The 19,202-nt window shown below is 60.5% G+C and carries 24 protein-coding genes; 13 read left to right on the plus strand and 11 right to left on the minus strand.

All coding sequences use genetic code 11. The features are described 5' to 3' along the window. Positions 1-13 precede the first annotated feature (13 nt). A complete protein-coding gene (locus tag NCCP436_RS06320) occupies positions 14-946 on the minus strand; it encodes a DMT family transporter (RefSeq protein WP_220803086.1) in 933 nt (310 codons plus the stop codon). Positions 947-1,315: 369 nt separating this feature from the next. Beyond that, the gene (locus tag NCCP436_RS06325) at positions 1,316-2,068 is read right to left on the minus strand and encodes a sulfite exporter TauE/SafE family protein (protein WP_220803087.1); all 753 of its coding nucleotides are present in this window, start codon (positions 2,066-2,068) and stop codon (positions 1,316-1,318) included. A 105-nt stretch (positions 2,069-2,173) separates the two neighbouring features. On the opposite strand from NCCP436_RS06325, the gene NCCP436_RS06330 reads away from it, so the two are divergent. After that, positions 2,174-3,136, plus strand: a complete 963-nt coding sequence (locus NCCP436_RS06330) for a LysR family transcriptional regulator (RefSeq protein WP_220803089.1) — start codon at positions 2,174-2,176, stop codon at positions 3,134-3,136. 9 nt (positions 3,137-3,145) lie between these two features. On the opposite strand, the gene NCCP436_RS06335 is transcribed toward NCCP436_RS06330, so the two are convergent. Then, positions 3,146-3,397 (minus strand): YkgJ family cysteine cluster protein, encoded by a 252-nt coding sequence (locus NCCP436_RS06335; protein WP_220803091.1) that lies wholly within the window; start codon positions 3,395-3,397, stop codon positions 3,146-3,148. A 75-nt stretch (positions 3,398-3,472) separates the two neighbouring features. Further along, positions 3,473-4,345, minus strand: coding sequence for an NAD(P)-dependent oxidoreductase (locus tag NCCP436_RS06340; RefSeq protein WP_220803094.1), 873 nt, complete (start codon positions 4,343-4,345; stop codon positions 3,473-3,475). A 114-nt stretch (positions 4,346-4,459) separates the two neighbouring features. Between NCCP436_RS06340 and NCCP436_RS06345 the strand changes: the two genes are divergently transcribed. From NCCP436_RS06345 to rhtA, 3 genes are all read left to right on the plus strand, one after another. Then, positions 4,460-5,008: an exonuclease domain-containing protein gene (locus NCCP436_RS06345; protein WP_220803095.1), complete on the plus strand. Its 549-nt coding sequence runs from the start codon at positions 4,460-4,462 to the stop codon at positions 5,006-5,008. Between the two features lie 64 nt (positions 5,009-5,072). Beyond that, positions 5,073-5,354, plus strand: coding sequence for a pyrimidine/purine nucleoside phosphorylase (locus NCCP436_RS06350; protein ID WP_220803096.1), 282 nt, complete (start codon positions 5,073-5,075; stop codon positions 5,352-5,354). Between the two features lie 146 nt (positions 5,355-5,500). Beyond that, positions 5,501-6,352: a threonine/homoserine exporter RhtA gene (gene rhtA, locus NCCP436_RS06355; protein ID WP_220803097.1), complete on the plus strand. Its 852-nt coding sequence runs from the start codon at positions 5,501-5,503 to the stop codon at positions 6,350-6,352. A 52-nt stretch (positions 6,353-6,404) separates the two neighbouring features. Here rhtA and NCCP436_RS06360 read toward each other — a convergent pair whose 3' ends face one another. Then, positions 6,405-6,974, minus strand: a complete 570-nt coding sequence (locus NCCP436_RS06360) for a DUF1287 domain-containing protein (RefSeq protein ID WP_220803098.1) — start codon at positions 6,972-6,974, stop codon at positions 6,405-6,407. 11 nt (positions 6,975-6,985) lie between these two features. Then, the gene (locus NCCP436_RS06365; RefSeq protein WP_220803099.1) at positions 6,986-8,107 is read right to left on the minus strand and encodes an ATP-NAD kinase family protein; all 1,122 of its coding nucleotides are present in this window, start codon (positions 8,105-8,107) and stop codon (positions 6,986-6,988) included. Between the two features lie 136 nt (positions 8,108-8,243). Here NCCP436_RS06365 and NCCP436_RS06370 point away from each other — a divergent pair, with 136 nt between their 5' ends. Further along, on the plus strand, positions 8,244-8,426 hold the full coding sequence (locus NCCP436_RS06370) for a PA1571 family protein (protein ID WP_220803101.1): 183 nt from the start codon (positions 8,244-8,246) through the stop codon (positions 8,424-8,426). Between the two features lie 17 nt (positions 8,427-8,443). Here NCCP436_RS06370 and msrB read toward each other — a convergent pair whose 3' ends face one another. Next, entirely contained in the window at positions 8,444-8,839 is a 396-nt protein-coding gene (gene msrB / locus NCCP436_RS06375; protein ID WP_220803103.1) for a peptide-methionine (R)-S-oxide reductase MsrB, read from the minus strand. A 280-nt stretch (positions 8,840-9,119) separates the two neighbouring features. On the opposite strand from msrB, the gene NCCP436_RS06380 reads away from it, so the two are divergent. From NCCP436_RS06380 to htpX, 3 genes are all read left to right on the plus strand, one after another. Beyond that, positions 9,120-10,331 carry a pyridoxal phosphate-dependent aminotransferase gene (locus tag NCCP436_RS06380; RefSeq protein WP_220803104.1) on the plus strand — a complete coding sequence of 404 codons (1,212 nt, stop codon included), beginning with the start codon at positions 9,120-9,122 and terminating at the stop codon, positions 10,329-10,331. A gap of 6 nt (positions 10,332-10,337) precedes the next feature. Next, complete coding sequence (locus NCCP436_RS06385) at positions 10,338-10,760, plus strand: hypothetical protein (protein ID WP_220803106.1); 423 nt, start codon at positions 10,338-10,340, stop codon at positions 10,758-10,760. A 118-nt stretch (positions 10,761-10,878) separates the two neighbouring features. Beyond that, positions 10,879-11,751 (plus strand): protease HtpX, encoded by an 873-nt coding sequence (gene htpX / locus NCCP436_RS06390; protein WP_220803108.1) that lies wholly within the window; start codon positions 10,879-10,881, stop codon positions 11,749-11,751. A 61-nt stretch (positions 11,752-11,812) separates the two neighbouring features. On the opposite strand, the gene NCCP436_RS06395 is transcribed toward htpX, so the two are convergent. Continuing rightward, the gene (locus tag NCCP436_RS06395; RefSeq protein WP_220803109.1) at positions 11,813-12,469 is read right to left on the minus strand and encodes a thiopurine S-methyltransferase; all 657 of its coding nucleotides are present in this window, start codon (positions 12,467-12,469) and stop codon (positions 11,813-11,815) included. A gap of 104 nt (positions 12,470-12,573) precedes the next feature. Here NCCP436_RS06395 and NCCP436_RS06400 point away from each other — a divergent pair, with 104 nt between their 5' ends. Further along, the gene (locus NCCP436_RS06400) at positions 12,574-13,341 is read left to right on the plus strand and encodes a class III extradiol ring-cleavage dioxygenase (protein WP_220803305.1); all 768 of its coding nucleotides are present in this window, start codon (positions 12,574-12,576) and stop codon (positions 13,339-13,341) included. Here the strand turns inward: NCCP436_RS06400 and NCCP436_RS06405 are convergent. Beyond that, entirely contained in the window at positions 13,338-13,922 is a 585-nt protein-coding gene (locus NCCP436_RS06405; RefSeq protein WP_220803111.1) for a TetR/AcrR family transcriptional regulator, read from the minus strand. The genes NCCP436_RS06400 and NCCP436_RS06405 overlap by 4 nt on opposite strands. Positions 13,923-14,025: 103 nt before the next feature. On the opposite strand from NCCP436_RS06405, the gene NCCP436_RS06410 reads away from it, so the two are divergent. After that, on the plus strand, positions 14,026-14,463 hold the full coding sequence (locus NCCP436_RS06410; RefSeq protein WP_220803112.1) for a hotdog fold domain-containing protein: 438 nt from the start codon (positions 14,026-14,028) through the stop codon (positions 14,461-14,463). Positions 14,464-14,502: 39 nt separating this feature from the next. Here the strand turns inward: NCCP436_RS06410 and NCCP436_RS06415 are convergent, their stop codons facing one another. Beyond that, positions 14,503-15,492 carry a YhdH/YhfP family quinone oxidoreductase gene (locus NCCP436_RS06415; RefSeq protein ID WP_220803114.1) on the minus strand — a complete coding sequence of 330 codons (990 nt, stop codon included), beginning with the start codon at positions 15,490-15,492 and terminating at the stop codon, positions 14,503-14,505. Positions 15,493-15,541: 49 nt separating this feature from the next. After that, on the minus strand, positions 15,542-16,561 hold the full coding sequence (gene sohB, locus NCCP436_RS06420) for a protease SohB (RefSeq protein ID WP_220803116.1): 1,020 nt from the start codon (positions 16,559-16,561) through the stop codon (positions 15,542-15,544). Positions 16,562-16,832: 271 nt separating this feature from the next. On the opposite strand from sohB, the gene NCCP436_RS06425 reads away from it, so the two are divergent. From NCCP436_RS06425 to NCCP436_RS06435, 3 genes are all read left to right on the plus strand, one after another. Continuing rightward, positions 16,833-17,531 carry a histidine phosphatase family protein gene (locus NCCP436_RS06425; RefSeq protein WP_220803306.1) on the plus strand — a complete coding sequence of 233 codons (699 nt, stop codon included), beginning with the start codon at positions 16,833-16,835 and terminating at the stop codon, positions 17,529-17,531. Between the two features lie 57 nt (positions 17,532-17,588). Further along, entirely contained in the window at positions 17,589-17,900 is a 312-nt protein-coding gene (locus NCCP436_RS06430; RefSeq protein WP_220803118.1) for an SCP2 sterol-binding domain-containing protein, read from the plus strand. Positions 17,901-18,132: 232 nt separating this feature from the next. Then, the gene (locus NCCP436_RS06435; protein ID WP_220803119.1) at positions 18,133-19,200 is read left to right on the plus strand and encodes a phosphotransferase family protein; all 1,068 of its coding nucleotides are present in this window, start codon (positions 18,133-18,135) and stop codon (positions 19,198-19,200) included. Positions 19,201-19,202 lie beyond the last annotated feature (2 nt).

Here is a 19,202-nt window from a genome sequence, read left to right on the forward strand (position 1 = left end):
AGACTCTTCCTGCCTACTCAGTTAACCTGGCTGCCAGCCGGCGGCGCAGCCAGGGAGCACTGCTAACCAGGCTGATACCGGCCAATACCAGAGCCGCGCCAATAATGAAGTTCAACGTCAGCGGCTCGTCCAGCACCAGTACCCCGAAGCTCACACCGAACAGGGGTGTCATGAAGGAAAACACCGCCATGTTCGAAGCCAGGTAGCGGCGCAACAGCCAGAACCATGCCAGGTAGGTGAAGAACGACACCACCACACCTTGCAGCAAAATGCTGCCCACAGCCAGTGGCGTCCAACGCAGCTGACTGAAATCCACCACCAGCAACGCATAAGCCAGCAGTAGCACAAAGGCCACTCCTAACTGGTAGAACAGTGTCAATCCCGCTGGGGCTTCCGACAGGCGCGAGCCGCGCACCACAACGGTGGTCATACCCCAGGCCATGCCTGCACAGAGTCCCAATGCATCGCCGAGCAACATCGAGGCGTCAAGTCCACCCCAGTTCCCGCCGATGCCGAAAGCCACCACTACACCGCTAAAGCACAGTGCAATACCCAGCCACTGCAGTAGACGCAGACGTTCGCTGGGCAACATAAAATGCAAACCCAGTGCCGAGAAGATCGGCGCCGTGTAGAGAAACACCGCCATGTGCGAAGCCGTGGTAAAGCGCAAGCCAGCGGCAATGAAGAAAAACTCCAGAGCAAACAGCACACCAGCCAGCAGACCGGCCAGCCAGGTCGGGCCTAGCCACTCACGCCAGCCACGTTGCCATAGCAACAACAACCCAACCAAAACGGCAGCGATGCCGGAGCGCAAGGCCACCTGCAACATGGGCGCGACGTCATCGGCCGCCAGCTTGATGGCAACCTGCTGACTGCCCCATATGGCGCAGAGCAGCAGCATCACCTGGAACAGGAAAATGTCGGCGCCCTTACGTGCAGCACTCATTCAGACACTCCAGTCAGTTCATTTACACAACGAGCTCTCCCGTATCGGCTACAGCGCCTCGTTCAGGACACCCGGGCGCATCCGCCAACCCAGTTGACGCCAGCGGCGCCGCATAGGCCACAGCATTCGCAGCGCCGAAACTCGCCACGAACCATCACACAACCTTGCTGAACGTCGCCAGCCACGCCAACAGACTCGACAGCTGTCGTTCCAAAAAGCATTGCAGCAGAAAGTTGGATCACGCCATAGGCTTGTATCTGCCAGAAATGCCCAGTCAGACAGCATAACCGCCCCCATGACGGCAATCGTCCATTCGCCGCCCTCTATGGCACCGAAGGTTCTCGCCTGAAGAGAGCGAAGATTGACGTCCTACTCCAGCGCCAACATCAGTGCACAGAGCAGCAGGAAAACGCAGAACAGACTGCGTAGCAAAGACTCCGGCAGTGAATGCGCCAGACGCACTCCCCAACTGATGCTGAGAAGACCACCGACGGCCAGCGGTACCCCCATCCACCAGTTGACCTGGTCATGCAGCGCATAGGTGAACAGCGTCACTCCAGTGCTGGGCAGTGCCAGTGACAACGACAGCCCCTGCGCCACAACCTGGGTAGCACCAAACAGACTGGTCAGTGCCGGCGTTGCCACCACCGCACCACCGACGCCAAACAGTCCCCCCAGAGCACCGGAAAACCCACCTAGCACGGCGAGCCAGCCACGCCTTTGCTGCAACCGGTCGACGCACGGACGCTGAGGCATTTGCATTCGCAGCAGACTGTAACCGACCAGCACCAGCAGAAACCCGACGAAGGCCCAGCGCATGCTGCGCGAATCCAGATCCACCGCATAGAGCGAAGCCAGCCAGGCACAGACGAGACCGGAGACACCAAGCAGCAAGGCATTGCGCAACTCGATGCGGTTGCGCTGGTGGTAACGCCAAAGCGCCAGCATCACATTGGGCACTACCATCACCAGCGCCGTCCCCTGAGCCAGTTGCTGATCCAGGCCGAACAGCACGCCCAGCACCGGAATGGCAATCAGACCGCCACCGATGCCGAATAGTCCGCCCAGTGTGCCGAGTCCGAGCCCCAGCAAAAGATTCAGCAGTGGATCAAGCAAATTCATGGCACCCCCCGGACATTTCCACGCATGGTAGTCGCCAGCATATGGCGCGGAAACGCACAGCCACGCAAAATGGCTTTGCCCACAACGCAAAACAGAGACCACGCCATGAATCCCGATGTACTGACCGAGCAGTTGCAGCTGTTTCTCGATGTAGTGGAAAGCGGCAGCTTCTCGGCAGCGGCCCGGCGCCATCCCCTCACGCCCTCGACGGTAGCCCGACGCATTGACGCGCTGGAACGGGCGCTTGGCAGCACCCTGTTCAGCCGCACCACGCACGCGGTGCGGCTAACCCCGGCAGGCCTGGCCTTCGCTGAACGAGCCCGTCGCATCCTCGCCGAGCTGCACTTGGCGCGCGCTGAAGCGGTATCGCTAAGCAGCGCCCCGGAGGGTCTGATCCGCATTGATGCACCCTCGCCCTTCGGTCGTCGCCACCTGGCACCGGCTATCGCCGACTTCCTGCGCGCCAATCCCGGGCTGGACGTTCAGCTAAGACTGATCGACAGCTTCATCGACCTGCAGGGTGAGCATTTGGGGGAAGTGGATATCGTGGTGCGAATCGGCCCGCTGCCTGACAGTCGCCTGGTCGCCACTGCGCTGGCGTCGATGACCCGCATCGTCTGCGCCAGCCCGGAATATCTGCGCCGTCGCGGTATTCCGCGCTCCCCCCTTGAACTGGAACAGCATGACGGCCTCGATTGGGACAGCCTGGCACCTCCTTATGCCTGGCGCTTCGAGGTCGATGGCCGACTGCAACTGTGCAAGCCCAGGCGTCTGCGGCAGACCAGCAACAACGCCGAAACGCTACTGTTCAGTGCACTTGCCGGGCTCGGCATCGCCCATCTGCCAACCTGGATGAGCAGTGAGTACCTGCAGCGTGGCGAGCTGATCCCACTGTTCTGTGAGAACGGCCTGCCAAAGGCCGAACCTGCCAGCATCTACGCCCTGCGCCTGGAACGCGAGGCCAGTCCGCGCACGCGCCTGTTGCTGAGTTTTCTCAAACAGCGCTTCGGTTTTCCACCGCCGTGGGACCAGGCACTGCAGGCCAGCCTGGACGGCTCGCATCACTAGCAGCAGGCTTCAGGCGGTTGCCTGCTCCAGCCAGCCGAGAATGCGAACGGCACTGTCGCGATCTTCCCCGCAAACCTCCCGGTCGGCCATAAAGGAAGAGCAGACAGCCGGCCGCTCGGGGCGCCCGAAAAGCCTGCAGAGAAAGTCCGGGGAAAGATGTATGCAGCGCACGCCTGCCGGTTTCCCGGCCGGCATGCCTGGAATAGGTGAGCTGATGGAAGGCGCGATGCAGCAGGCACCGCAGCCGGCACGACACTCCATGAGCAACCTCGAAAGGGTAAAACCGAGGGCGCAAATCCTAATAATGCCGGCCGCAGCCTGTCGAGATTTTTCCACTCAGCGGTTGCGCTGCAAACGAGCCACCAGACTGGAGGTGTCCCAGCGGCCACCGCCCATGCCCTGGACGTCGGCATAGAACTGGTCAACCAGTGCCGTTACAGGCAGTTGCGCACCGTTGCGCCGCGCCTCCTCGAGCAGGATCGACAAATCCTTGCGCATCCAGTCGACCGCGAAGCCGAAGTCGAACTCGCCAGCCAGCATGGTCTTGTAGCGGTTTTCCATCTGCCAGGACTGTGCCGCTCCCTTGCTGATGACATCCACCACCGCATGACCGTCAAGACCGGCGCATTGGGCAAAGTGCAGCCCCTCGGCCAGTCCCTGAACCAGCCCGGCGATACAGATCTGGTTGACCATCTTGGTCAGTTGCCCACTGCCGACCGGCCCCATCAGCCGCACCATCCGCGCGTAGCTCTGGATTACCGGCTCGGCTGTGGCATAGGCCTGTTGTTCGCCACCGACCATCACCGTCAGTACACCGTTGACCGCGCCGGCCTGGCCACCGGACACCGGCGCATCAAGAAAGCTCAGGCCACGCTCGGCAGCAACGGCCGCCAGTTCACGGGCAACATCGGCCGAAGCCGTAGTGTGGTCGACCAGAACCGCCCCCGGCGCCATGCCGGCAAAAGCACCCTGCTCACCCAGTACTACGCTGCGCAGGTCATCATCGTTGCCCACGCAGCACATCACCAGCTCAGCGCCTTGAGCGGCCTCACGTGGTGTCGCAGCACTACTGCCGGCATATTCGCCCATCCACTGCTCGGCCTTGCCCTGCGAGCGGTTGTAAACCGTCACCTGATGCCCCTTGCGGGCCAGATGCCCAGCCATCGGATAGCCCATGACGCCCAGGCCGAGAAACGCCACCTTTGCCATATCAATACTCCTTCGAATGCAGGCGGCAGAGCCTAACATGAGGTTTGCCCGGATCGAAAAGGCCTTCCATACTGCCTGCGATTCTGGATCAGGCTGCAGTGCTAAGGAGCGCCCATGGGGCATTGGTTGGTCATCGACTTGGAAGCCACCACTGATGAAGGTGGCTGGCCCACGGAGGAAATGGAAGTCATCGAGATTGGCGCCTCACTGGTAAGACCTGACGGCCGCGAGTGCGATCACTTCCAGCGTTTTGTCCGGCCGCAGCGCCGACCTTGCCTCACCGTCTTCTGCCGTGAGCTGACTCACATCGAGCAGAACGATATTGATGCGGCTGCCTCCATGCCGCAGGTCTGGTCGCGCTTCGAGAACTGGCTGCAATGCCAGGCCCCATTGCTGGCCGGCTGGTGCAGTTGGGGTGATTACGATCGCCGCCAGCTCGAACAGGAATGGCGCCAGCACGACCTGCACAGCCGGCTGGCAGAAATTCCGCATCTGAACCTTAAGCAGGCCTTTGCCCGAGCCCGTAAGCTGCCACGCCCGGTTGGACTGAACACTGCACTGCAATTGGCCGGTATGCAGTTCCAAGGGCAGCAGCACCGCGCCCTGGAGGATGCCCGCAACACTGCCCGGCTGCTGCCGCTGGTACTGCCGCTCAAAGGGTAATGACGGGTAAATTGCGCTTGGGCATACTGACGCCCCTTTTTCAACCGGTCCCAAGGAAACGCAAATGTTCAAGGTCAACGAGTATTTCGACGGCAGCGTCAAATCCATCGGTTTCACCATGGCACAAGGCAATGCCACCGTCGGCGTCATGGCACCGGGCGAGTACGAGTTTGGCACCAGCCAGGCGGAAATCATGCACGTCGTCGCCGGCGCCCTGACGGTCAAACTGCCTGGCAGCGACAGCTGGGTCACCTACGAGTCTGGTAGCCAGTTCAACGTACCGGCCAACAGCAAGTTCCAACTGAAGGTTGCCGTGGACACTGCCTACCTCTGCGAATACCACTGATCCATTCCAAACTGGCCGGATGCGTCCGCCTGCTCCAAGGAGCAGTCCGGCACACCGGCCACCACTTGCCGGAAGGCCTGTACTCACTGCTCTGTAACAGAACCGGACCGGCAGAGTTTTCCAGCCCGAACTCAGCAGGAGCAGCCATGCCCCGCACCGCCATTCTTCTACCCGTCGGCCTGCTTGTTGTGGCCATGACGTCGATTCAGAGCGGCGCATCGCTGGCCAAGAATCTGTTTCCGCTGGTCGGTGCCGAAGGCACCACTACACTGCGCCTGGTGCTTGGTGCCGTCATCCTGTCGCTGGTCATGCAGCCATGGAAAGCCCGGCTGAGCCTGCGTAGCTGCCAGACATTGCTGGCCTATGGCGTATCGCTGGGCGGTATGAACCTGCTGTTCTACATGTCCCTGCAGAGCATTCCGCTGGGCATTGCCGTAGCGCTGGAATTCACCGGGCCACTGGCATTGGCACTACTCTCTTCGCGACGCCTGCTGGACTTCATCTGGATCGTGCTGGCCGTGCTCGGACTATGGCTGCTGCTACCCACTGGATCACGCGATGCTGCCATCGATCCGCTGGGCGCCACACTGGCTCTAGGCGCCGGCGTATTCTGGGCGTTATACATCGTCTTCGGACAGAAGGCCGGCGCAGAACACGGCCGCCACACCGTAGCCCTCGGCACCTGGGTGGCAGCCCTGATGGTGTTCCCCGTCGGTTTGTGGCACGCCGGCAGCAACCTGTTGGCGATGGAACTGTTGCCCATTGCCCTGGGTGTAGCAGTGCTATCGTCGGCTCTGCCCTATAGCCTGGAGATGCACGCACTCACTCGCCTGCCAGCCCGAACCTTCAGCATCTTGATGAGTCTGGAGCCGGCTATCGCAGCACTGTGCGGGCTACTCTTTCTCGGCGAGAAACTGCTTTGGAGTCAGTGGCTGGCAGTGGCGGCCATCATCATTGCCTCGACCGGAGCTGCGGCCACCATCAGGCCTCAGCGCTGAAACTCGCGTCATGCTGCCCAGGTTCATCTAACGCAGCACTTTCCTGCAGATCCTAAAGTTTCCGGGGACGATAGTGACCGATGATCTCGAAAGCGAACAGGATGTCTTCCTCCTGCGTGCCGCTACCAATGTTGTGCAGGATCAGCGGCACACCCTCGGCACCGGTACGGTCGCTGACGATGCCGATATGAGTGAGCCCACGTCCCAGATCCCAGGTAACAATATCCCCGGGCCTGAATGCTGACGCTTCCTGGCGAAGTGGCAGCGACCAGCCCTGACGCCAGAACCAGGTCATCAGGTTGGGGACGCGGCGGTGGTCAATATTGCTGTCCGGCCGCGTCAACCCCCAGCGTTGCGGATAGGCCGCAAAGTCAGCGCGCATGTCGCGGTGCACTGCCTCCTGCAGGTCAAGCCCCTGCACACGCAAGGCTCGAATTACCACATCGCTACAGACTCCAGTCCATAGCGGAACGTCCCCGCCTGGATAGTCGAGACGGCGGTAGCTCGGGTCATAGCCTAGAGTCAGGCCGACCTGGCTGCGCGCCGCCTGAACCAGTCGCTCGGGCTCGATGGCCTGCACGGGGACGCTCAGCAGTCCCAGCAGCCCGATCACACCCCACATTGATACCCAGCTCACAGGCTGGCACGCAGTGGATAGAGCAGTTCTTCGCGGTAGCCGGCCCAGACCCGAACCACGTCCGGGAAGGCGTCATCAAGCGTCGTATCGCCACTGTCAACCAGCAACGGACGCCCCTCCAGCGTAGCCAGCTTACGCTTGGTAGCCACCACCCGCAGCCGTTCCAGTCCCACTGCCCGAAGGACGCGCGGACTGATCTGCTGGTTGCCTCGGCCAATGATGTGACCCTGACCACCGATGGCGGTCACCAACAGGTAGGCCGTATGCCCATCGACCAACTCGAACAATTCGCGCTCGTTGACATCCCGAGCAATAACCTGACCATCCTCGATCACATCCACGCCCAGCAGAGTGGTTTCCAGTCCAAGATTCTGCGCCAGCCCGTGCAGAGTCGAGCCTGGACCCAACACGTAGCGAGTGCCGGGCTCCCAGTCGCTTTCCAGCCAGGCAGCGAGATCGGCCAACACCAGCTCCTCCGACTCCACCCCACCCTGCTTGACCGCCTGCACATAGCCGCCTTCCTGCGGTACACAAAGCTCGCCGTACCAGCGTGCGGTTACCCGCCCCTCGCGCAAGGCATTCTCGTCGATATCGCGCACCTCGCCACTGGTCAAGCGAACCAGCCCGCCTTCGATCAGGCGGACGGTCAGCTCGCCGGCGGCACGCGGGCTGATGGCATAGACGCCGGACTGAATCTTCACCCCGGCGGGAATTCCCAGAACCGGCTGATCAGGACGAACCGCCGAGCAGACATCGCGCGCTGTCCCATCACCGCCAGCGAACAGGATCAACGCCACGCCGGCCTGCTGCAGCTGCTGCACGGCGCGGCGCGTATCCTCTGCTGTGCTCGGTCCGGCGCACGGCTGTCCCAGCAAACGATGGACAAAGCCCATCTGTGCCAGCAGATCGCCGCCCATGGCCCCCGGATAGCTGATGAATTCAATGCGCTCGCGCAATGGCAGGAGCTGCTCCAGAGCTGTGCGCGCACGTTGCGCGGCCCGTGGTTCGATGCCCAGGGCCAGCGCCTGCTCGGCCAGGCCGTCGCTCCCCTTGAAGGCGGCCGGGCCACCCAGGCCAGCCAGCGGATTGATGATCAGACCAATATGAAAACGCGACATGTATTCCTCATATGAACACAGGCTGTCCGGCCACCGGCCTTAAGAATTGCCGGGATCACCACCCAAAGTATCCCGTCATAGCGTCGTCATCCAGTGCTTGTAAATTGACCGCAGCCAAAAACAAGGGAGACGCCAAATGAATCTGCACGACGCCACTGCCTGCCAGCATCCGACCAATTCGTCCCGGCAAACCCGGGAAACGACGGGCGGTTTTATCATCGACAGCCAGAACCGTGAAATCCCCATCACCGAAGAGATGATACGGCAGGCCTGTCGGAGCTTGCTGGAGGCCGAGCGGACACAGGCTCAGAGCGTCTGAGCCTGCTGGCAGCCAGCTCAGCTGCGCGGAACCCGTTTCAGTGCCACCGAGTTGATGCAGTAGCGCAGCCCCGTTGGTCGCGGGCCGTCGGGAAAAACATGACCCAGGTGGGCATCGCAGCGTGCACAGCGCACCTCAATGCGGTGCATTCCATGGCTGAAGTCGTCCAGCTCACGAATGACGCTATCGTTCACCGGCTGGAAATAACTGGGCCAGCCGCAGCCTGAGTCATACTTGGCATCCGAATCGAACAACGACTCACCGCAGCAGACACACTGGTACAGGCCGGGCGTCTTGTCGTTATGGTAGACGCCACTGAAGGGACGCTCCGTGCCGCCCAGGCGACAGACATGGAACTGTTCCTCGGACAATTCCTCGCGCCAGACCTCCAGAGGCTTCTCCAGCTTTTCCATGGCATTCTCCTTCTCGATCAGCTAAGCGGCTCTGCCGATTCTGCCACGAACGGCAGCCCCGCAATGACAGTCGATTGCAGCACAACGATCCATCGGGCAGAAAGCGGGAAAATGGCGACCTGTCATGCAGAACAGAAAAAACCCCTCCACGCACCTTTGCCATGCCCAAGGCGCGACGTATGATTCGCCCCCAAAGTCAGTCCCCAGCTCCGGTTGCCGTACCCTGCAAGAGGTGCCGGCAGTACACCCGGCGGGCATCTCATCGATCAGGATTTCTCACATGCAGGTCAGCAAATCGAACAAGCTCGCCAACGTCTGTTACGACATCCGCGGACCGGTACTCAAGCACGCCAAACGTCTGGAAGAGGAAGGTCACCGGATCCTCAAGCTGAATATCGGCAACCCGGCACCGTTCGGATTCGAGGCCCCCGAGGAAATTCTTCAGGACGTGATCCGCAACCTGCCAACCGCACAGGGCTACAGCGACTCCAAGGGACTGTTCAGCGCGCGCAAGGCGGTGATGCAGTACTACCAGCAGAAGCAGGTGGAAGGCGTCGGTATCGAGGACATCTACCTGGGCAACGGCGTATCCGAGCTGATCGTCATGGCCATGCAGGCGCTGCTCAACAACGGTGACGAGGTACTGATTCCCGCTCCCGACTACCCGCTGTGGACGGCTGCCGTAGCACTTGCCGGCGGCAAGCCGGTGCACTACCTGTGCGACGAACAGGCCGGCTGGTTCCCGGACATCGCCGACATGCGAGCCAAGATCACGCCAAATACCAAGGCGCTGGTACTGATCAACCCGAACAACCCCACCGGCGCGGTGTACTCCAAGGAGGTTCTGCAGGACATTGTCGAACTGGCACGCCAGCACAATCTGGTGCTGTTCTCCGATGAGATCTACGACAAGATTCTCTATGACGACGCCATGCACATCAGCACCGCCTCGCTGGCTCCGGACGTGCTCTGCCTGACCTTTAACGGCCTGTCCAAAAGCTACCGGGTGGCCGGTTTCCGTTCCGGCTGGGTAGCCATCTCCGGGCCAAAGCACAAGGCGGCCAGCTATATCGAGGGCCTGGATATCCTCGCCAACATGCGCCTGTGCGCCAACGTACCGAGCCAGCATGCGATCCAGACGGCTCTCGGCGGCTACCAGAGCATCAACGACCTTGTTCTTCCAGGCGGCCGCCTGCTGGAACAGCGCAACCGTGCCTGGGAGCTGCTTAACGACATCCCGGGCGTCAGCTGCGTCAAGCCCATGGGGGCGCTTTACGCCTTCCCTAGGATCGACCCTAAGGTCTGCCCGATTCACAACGACGAGAAGTTCGTGCTCGACCTGCTGCTTTCGGAAAAGCTGCTGATCGTTCAGGGAACTGCCTTCAACTGGCCATGGCCAGATCACTTCCGCGTAGTCACCCTGCCCCGGGTGGACGATCTGGAGCAAGCCATCGGCCGCATAGGCAACTTCCTCAAAGGTTACAGCCAATAGAGCACCATGGATCTGCAGATCGACGATTTCTACCGCGACGCCGCCAGTGGCCTGCTAATGCTCTATCAGGCCTTCCCACGCAAGATGGCCCTGTACGTGGAAGACCTTATCGGCCGCGAGGAGCCCGACGAGTTCGGCCTGCCCAGCAAACGCCACCAGGCCTGTCTGGGCGCCCTCCTGTGGTTGGCTGAAGAAGGTTATCTGCGTTTCGAGTCGACCATCGCCTATGACGCGCTGGATCAGGCCGTGCTGAGTGAAAAGGGCTTTCTGCGTCTGTCTGGTGCCCTGCCCCATATACAGGTGCAAGATCAGACACTGCCTCCGAGCGTACGCCGCGTCCATGCCACTCTAGCTTTCCAGCTGCGCGAAGCACTGGCCGAGCAGGATGGCGAGCGCATCGCCAGCCTGACCCGCCTGCTGTTCGAGTAGCGCCAGCCCGGTCAGACGACATAGTTTGAAATAGTCACCGCTTGAAAGGCTTCAGAGGCCGCCCTTATATAGCCGGCATTACACCAGAATCTTTCCCTGTGAGGAGTCCGTCCACACCATGATGCGCATTATGTTGTTCCTGGCCACCAACCTAGCGGTGCTTGTCATCGCCAGCATCACCCTCAAACTGCTGGGGGTCGACCGCTTCACCGGCCAGAACCATGGCAGCCTGCTGGTATTCTGCGCGGTGTTCGGCTTCGCCGGCTCGTTGGTATCGCTTTTCCTGTCCAAGTGGATGGCGAAAATGAGCACCGGCACGCAGATCATCACTCAGCCGAGAACCCGCCATGAGCAATGGCTGCTACAAACCGTTGAAGAGTTGTCCCGCGATGCCGGCATCAAAATGCCGGAAGTCGGCATCTTCCCGGCCTATGAATCCAACGCTTTCGCCACCGGCTGGAACAAGAACGACGCCCTGGTAGCAGTCAGCCAGGGTTTGCTGGAGCGATTCTCTCCCGATGAAGTACGTGCGGTACTGGCTCACGAGATCGGTCACGTGGCCAACGGCGACATGGTCACCCTGGCGCTGATTCAGGGTGTGGTAAACACCTTCGTGATGTTCTTCGCACGCATCTTCGGCAGCTTCGTTGATAAGGCGATCCTGAAGAACGAAGAAGGCCACGGCATCGGCTATTTTGTCGCGACCATCTTCGCCGAGCTGGTGCTGGGCATCCTGGCCAGCATCATCGTTATGTGGTTCTCGCGCAAGCGCGAGTACAAGGCTGACGAAGCTGGCGCTCGTCTTGCCGGTACCGGTTCAATGATCGCCGCTCTGCAGCGCCTTCGCGCCGAGCAGGGCGTACCGGTGCAGATGCCCGACAGCCTGACCGCCTTCGGTATCAACGGCGGCCTGAAAAATGGCCTGGCCGGCCTGCTGATGACCCACCCGCCATTGGAAGATCGTATCGAGGCGCTGCGCCGCCTGGGCTGATGCTCAAACCGCAGACTAAAAAGGCGACCCTCGGGTCGCCTTTTTCATTGCAGCAGTGCCGCTAGCGGCGCGTCAGATGGAACACCCGCTCATCCACAGCAGTCAGGCCGCTGTCGCTGAAGCGCGGATTTCCCGTCAGCACATCCTTTTCCTCCACCATGCGCAGCGACCAGCCTGCCGCGAAATGCTGCCTGACCTCGTCATCCTCCACCGAGAATGGCGGGCCATCCATACGCTGCTGATCGTATACCAGCGTCACCAGCAGCCCCTGGCAGGCTTGCGGCAATATCGTCTGAAGATGCGCGACATAGCGCTCGCGCATTTCCGGGGGTAACGCGATCAGCGCGGCGCGATCATAGAAGGCCTGGCAGTTGGCGACATGCTCATGGCCCAAGGCAAAAAAATCGCCGCAGAGAATCTGAAGCTCACCTGCCTGATAGACCTTGAACGCACCCTGCTGGGAGACCTCAGGCTGAACATCACGCTCGGCAAAGAAATCCTGCACCGCACGCTCTGCCAGCTCGACCCCAATGACCCGGTGCCCCTGCTCCGCCAACCAGGCCAGATCAAGACTCTTGCCACATAGCGGTACCAGCACTGCTGCATCGCCGGGTAGCCCGAGGCCTGCCCAGTGTCGGCGCAGATAGCCGTTGACCTTCTCCTGATGAAAACCGATTTGGCTACGCGCCCAACGCTCCTGCCAGAACGCCTCATGCATGGATAACCCTCCACAAATTCGATAGGAATGCTCAACTATTTATGCTGGAAGTCGATAGATCCAGCGACGAAGATGGCGTCATCCTACTTCAGGAGCTGTTCGCCATGCTGCCCTCACTGTTCATATCCCACGGTTCGCCCATGCTGGCTCTGGAGCCGGGCGCCAGCGGCCCAGCTTTGGCCAAACTGGCCGCCGAACTGCCCAGGCCCAAGGCTATCGTGGTGGTGTCGGCACACTGGGAAAGCCAGCGTTTGCTAGTCACGGCAGGTGAGCAACCGCAGACCTGGCATGACTTCGGCGGCTTCCCAGCCCCGTTGTACGCCGTGCAGTATCCCGCTCCCGGCGCACCAGCGCTGGCCAAGGAGATCGCAGAGCAATTGAATGACGCGGGTCTACCGACAGAGCTCGATGCCCAGCGCCCATTCGATCATGGCGCCTGGGTTCCGTTGTCGCTGATGTATCCGCAAGCCGACATTCCCGTACTTCAGATTTCACTACCCAGTCGCCTCGGCCCCGAGCTGCAGACCCGTGTGGGGCGCGCACTGAGCAGCCTGCGTGAGCAAGGCATATTGCTTATCGGCTCCGGTAGCATCACCCACAACCTGGGCGAGCTGAACTGGCGCGCAGGCCCGGAAGTCATCACGCCCTGGGCTCAGGCATTTCGCGACTGGATAGTGGAAAAACTCGCATCCAATGACGAACAGGCGCTGCACGATTACCGCCACTTGGCGCCAAACGCCGTACGCAACCACCCGAGTGACGAGCACCTACTGCCGCTGTTCTTCGCCCGCGGCGCCGGCGGCACCTTCAGCGTCGCGCACACAGGGTTCACCTATGGCGCGCTGGGTATGGATATCTATCGCTTCGACTAGCCGCTGCTCTTCACGCTGTCCCAGGCGATCTGCGCCAGCAGATCACGGCACTCGCCCAGCTCGCTCTGGGTGCGGCCGGCCAGCCAGTTGCGCGCCAGATCATGCGTCGGACCGATTACCACCGAGGCGAAGCAGTCATCTGGTAGCGCCTTGAACAGTCCCTGTAGGCGGTACTCGGCGAGCGCCGTGAGAATCTGCGCGAAATGCTGGCGATTGGCTTCGCGCAGGGCACCGCCCATTTCTCCCGCCTCGACCCGACTGCGGCTGTGCAGGATGAAACGCGCCCAATCCGGATTGGCCACCACCCAATCGATGTAGCTGGTCACCAGCAGCTTGACGCAGGCTTCGGCGCTGGCTGCCTCGGCAAACCCGCGCTGCAACAGGTCGGCGTATTGGGCAGTGCCGGCCAGATACAGCGCGGCAATGATCCGCTCCTTGTTACCGAAGTGGTGGTACAGACTGCCGATGCTCGCACCAGAACGGTCGCGAATCATCTCGATGGTGGTGACATCGACGCCGTGCTCGGTGAAGCAGGCCAAGGCAGCCTGCAGGATCTCGTCTTTACGCGATGGACGGGCCATGCCGCTCCTCATGAATAGAATATTTTTCTAGAATAATTTTCTAACGCTCGTATACTGCCTCGGCGCGCGCTCATCTTCAATCGCAAACACGCAGGAGAGAGTCATGAGTCAGATGTTGCAGATGTTCCAGCAGGCCGGTGCTGCCCAGTTCAGCGCGATGATCGGCCAGGTCGCCCCCTACTTCGCCAGTATCGCTCCGCAGATGGTCGAGCTGCGCCCCGGCTATGCCGAGGTCAGCTTCGCCAAACGCCGCGAAGTGCTCAACCATATCGGTACGGTGCACGCCATTGCCTTGTGCAATGCTGCCGAGCTTGCCGCCGGCAGCATGACCGACGCCTCCATTCCTGCCGGTTGTCGCTGGATTCCAAAGGGCATGACGGTGGAATACCTGGCCAAGGCCAATGGCGACATCCGTACAGTGGCCGACGGCAGCCAGGTGGATTGGAGTAAGACCGGCGACATCAAGGTGCCGGTGATGGCCTACGTCGGCGACAAGCCGGTGTTCCGCGCGGAAATCACCATGTACGTCAGCCAGGCCTGAAAATGCAGAGGCCCGTCATCGACGGGCCTCGTTCAGCGCTCAGTCGAGCCGCACCAGGATACGACCGACCATGCCGCCGGCCAGTATCCGTTCGATGGCTCCCGGCAACTCCGCCAGGCCAATTTCCTGGCACAACACAGAAAGGTCGAGCTTCCACTGCAATGACAGCTTGTCCCACATCGAGGCCTTGACCACCAGCGGCAGTTCCACCGAGTCCACACCCAGCAGATTCACCCCTCGCAGGATGAACGGCAGGACACTGGCCTGAAACCCCACGCCGGCAGTCAGCCCGCAACAGGCCACACTACCACCGCGCTGCAGCGACTTGATCACATTGAACAGGATCTCGCCGCCCACGGTGTCGACTGCCGCCGCCCACTGCTCCTTGAGCAGCGGGCGCTCTCTTCCATGCTGCAAAGCCTCGCGCGACACAATCTCGTCGGCTCCCAGCCCGCGCAGAAAATCCTCCTGCTCGCTTTTGCCGGTAGCGGCGGCAACACGATAGCCCAGACGCTTGAGCAACATCACGGCAATGCAGCCGACGCCGCCAGTCGCTCCGGTCACCAGAACTGTTCCAGCCTCGGGGGTAGCTCCGGCCTGCTCCAGCTTGTCGACACACAGTGCCGCAGTCAGTCCAGCGGTACCGAGCATCATTGACTCGCGCAGCGACAGACCACGCGGACGCTTAATGGCCCAGCTCGATGGAACCCGGATGTACTGGCCGAAGCCACCAGCGGTATTCATACCCAGGTCGTAGCCGGTGACGATAACCTCGTCACCTACCGCGAACTCGGCCACGCTGGACGCCTCGACCACACCGGCAGCATCGATGCCCGGAGTATGCGGGTAATTGCGGGTCACCCCGCGATTGCCGCTGGCCGACAAGGCATCCTTGTAGTTCAGCGAGGAATAGTGCACGCGAACCAGCAGGTCACCGGCCGGCAACTGCTCAAGATGCCGACCGACCACTTCCTGGTGAAAACCGCCATCGGCATCTTCACTAACCAGCAAGGCCTTGAATTCAGTCATTACCCTCTCCTCTCGTAATGGTTGCGGCTGCACGTGCCCGGTAGCCGAGCTACCAGAAGCGCTGCTGGTTGAGACGGCTCAGCCAGGTCAGAACGAAACGATCCAGTGCCATGCTGGCCGCCAGCCCGACACGCTCCTGCAGACTCTTCTTCTGCGCAAAGTGCAGGTGAAACAGCTCTGCCTCGGCCGCTCGCTCGGCCAGATACTGGTCACTGGTCTTGATCTCGTCCACCAGTCGCTGCTCCTGTGCGGCCATGCCAAGCCAGACCTCACCAGTGGCAATGGCATCGATGTCCAGCTGCGGACGGTAGCGAGCCACAAAGTCCTTGAACAACGCATGGGTGGTTTCCAGATCCTGCTGGAACTTCTCCCGTCCCCTTTCGGTGTTCTCACCAAAGACAGTCAGGGTTCGCTTGTATTCCCCGGCGGTGAGCACTTCGAAATCGATATCGTGCTTTTTCAGCAGCCGGTGCACGTTGGGCAACTGCGCCACCACACCGATTGAACCGAGAATGGCAAAAGGTGCCGAGAGAATCTTCTGGCCAATGCAGGCCATCATGTAGCCGCCGCTGGCGGCGACCTTGTCCACGCATACCGTCAGTGGAATTCCAGCCTCGCGGATACGCACCAGTTGCGAAGACGCCAGACCGTAGCTGTGCACCATACCGCCACCGCTTTCCAGGCGCAGAACCACTTCGTCCTCGGGACGCGCCATGCTCAGCAGCGCGGTGACCTCATGGCGCAGGTTGTCGGTGGCCGAGGCCTTGATGTCCCCGTCAAAATCCAGCACATACACCCGCGACTTGCCTGCTGATGCCTTCTTCTCCTGCTTCGCTGCCTTGGCTTCGGCCTTGCGGGTCGCCTTGAATTGCTCCTTCGGCAAAATGCTGTGTTCCAGCCGCTCGCGCAGATCCCGATAGAAATCATTGAGCTTGCGCACCTGTAACTGGCCGCTGCCACGCCTCCCCCTGCCACGGATGGCTGCAATAGCCACCAGCACCACAATGATGGCGACCACCAAGGTCAGGGTCTTGGCCAGAAAGCCGGCGTACTCGCTAAGAAACTCCACGGAACCCCCTTTAGGCAAAGCTGCCGCGCCTGTGCGCGAAAGCCCAAGCATACCGACGCAGCCAACTGACGGCCAAGCTCGGCGGCAAGCCCCTTGAACTGTATCCGACTGGAGCAGCCCCTTATCGCTCAGAGTGGCATGGCAGCAGAAAAAACAGTCATGATGCAACTTCATACAAGCAATTCAAACAAGCGTATGTTTTTTCGTTGACAGTCTCCCTGCTTCCTCATAACCTCGAGACAACTTGAAGCGTGCCGGGATCAAGACGGACGTGGGCAGCATCTACCTGATACGACATGGCCAGGCCTCCTTCGGCGCCGAAGACTACGATGTCCTGTCGCCCATCGGAGTGCGTCAGGCCGAGGCGCTGGGCAGCCATCTCAACGATCTAGGCATCGTCTTTGACCGTTGCGTCAGTGGCAGTCTGCGTCGTCAACGCCATACAGCCGAAGCAGCGCTGCAGCACATGAGTCGGCCCCCCGAACTGGAAACCGACGAAGCCTTCAATGAATTCGATGCCGATGCGGTGATTCGTACCCTGCTACCGGATCTGCTGCCCGAAGAGCCCGAGGCCCTGCACATCCTGCGCAACGCTGCGCAAAACCGCGCCGAGTTCCAGCGGCTTTTCGCCCGAATGATCCACCGCTGGATATCTGCCGAATATGACAAGCCCGGCCTGCAGAGCTGGCAGACTTTCATCGAGCAGGTCGAAGGTGGCCTGCAGCGCCTGCTTGAGCAGGCCGACAGCCGACAGAACATTGCCGTCTTCACTTCCGGAGGCACTATTACCGTCCTGCTATGCCTGATAACCGGCGTACCGGCGGAAAAAGCCTTCGAACTGAACTGGCAGATCGTCAACACCTCGCTCAGCCTACTGAAGTTTCGTGGTCGCGAGGTCAACCTGGCTTCCTTCAACAGCTATGCGCATTTACAGCTGCTGAAGATGCCGGAACTCGTAACTTACCGATGAGTTCCAGCCCACTGCAGCCGCAAGGCTGCGCGAAAAAACCGAAAAAAGGATAAGACCATGAGCGTTGCTGACATCGTCCAAACCATGCAATCCAAGTTCAACGCCAGCGCCGCTGCGGGCCTGGATCTGGTGTTCCAGTTCAATATCGAAGACGGCGACAACTATGCCCTGATCGTCAAGGACGGCACTTGCGCCATCGAGCAGGGTGACAACCCCAATGCCAACGTAACTCTGATCATGGACAGCGAAACCCTCAAGGGCATCGTTAGTGGTGAAACCGATGGCATGCAGGCCTTCATGGGCGGCAAGCTGCGCGCCGAGGGCGACATGATGCTGGCCATGAAGCTGGGCGAGCTGTTCCCGGTCTAATCGGAACAACAGCCGCCTGCAAGAGAAAACCGGAGTCCGCGCACTCCGGTTTTTTTATGCAAGGCATTGCCCCCAGCAGTCCCTCATCCTCGTAGCAACCATTGAATCAGGCCGCTTGATCGACAGGCAACACGCCTGCCTATAACACCACGGCATCGCTTGTGGGGGGGCAGAGAGCAGCATTAGATTAGCCAATTATCTGGGCCATTCATCATAAACAGAAGGGATAAGTATGGCGCTTATTGACCCATCCACCAGCATCCGCAGTGGAGAGGAACTCGACGTCAAGATCATAGACGCCTACCTCAAGGCCAATATCCCCGGATTGAGTGGCAACGCGAAAATCAGTCAGTTTCCAGGCGGTGCCTCCAACCTCACCTACCTGGTCGAGTACCCGCAACAGGAGTTCGTGTTGCGACGCCCGCCGTTCGGCCACAAGGCCAAATCAGCCCATGACATGGGCCGCGAATACCGCATCCTCAATCAGCTCAATGCCGGCTTCCCCTACTGCCCCCGAGCCTACCTGCATTGCACCGACAAATCGGTGATTGGCGCAGAGTTTTACGTCATGGAACGCGTGCGCGGCATAATCCTGCGCTCGGATATTCCCACCGGGCTGAACTTCAGTCCTGAACAGACCAACGCTCTGTGCAGGAGCTTCATCGACAAGCTGGTGGAACTGCACAGCGTCGACTACGCCGCCTGCGGCCTGGCGAGCCTGGGCAAGCCCGAAGGTTATGTTCGACGCCAGATTGAGGGCTGGAGTGATCGCTATGAAAAAGCCATGACCGACAACGCCCCGACCTGGGAAACGATCAAGGACTGGCTGCGTGACAAGATGCCGGCCGATCATCCCAAACCGGGCCTGGTGCATAACGACTACCGTTTCGACAATGTGATCCTTGATCCAAACAACCCGATGCAGATCATTGGCGTGCTCGACTGGGAGATGACCACCATCGGCGATCCACTGATGGATCTGGGCAATACCCTGGCCTACTGGATCGAGGCTGGCGATCCACCTCCAGTGCAGTTGATGCGCCGTCAACCGAGCAACGCACCTGGCATGCTCACACGTCAGCAGTTCGTCGACTACTACGCCGAACGAGCCGGCATTGATATTCGGAACTTCGATTTCTACTACACCTACGGCCTGTTCCGGCTAGCCGGCATCGTCCAGCAAATTTACTACCGTTTTCATCATGGTCAGACCCAGGACAAGCGTTTCTCTCAGTTCATTCACATGAACAAGCTACTGGAGCAGATGAGCCTGCAAGTCATCAGCAAATCCACTCTCTAACC

This window comes from Pseudomonas sp. NCCP-436, from assembly GCF_019656335.1.
Classification (GTDB): Bacteria; Pseudomonadota; Gammaproteobacteria; order Pseudomonadales; family Pseudomonadaceae; genus Aquipseudomonas.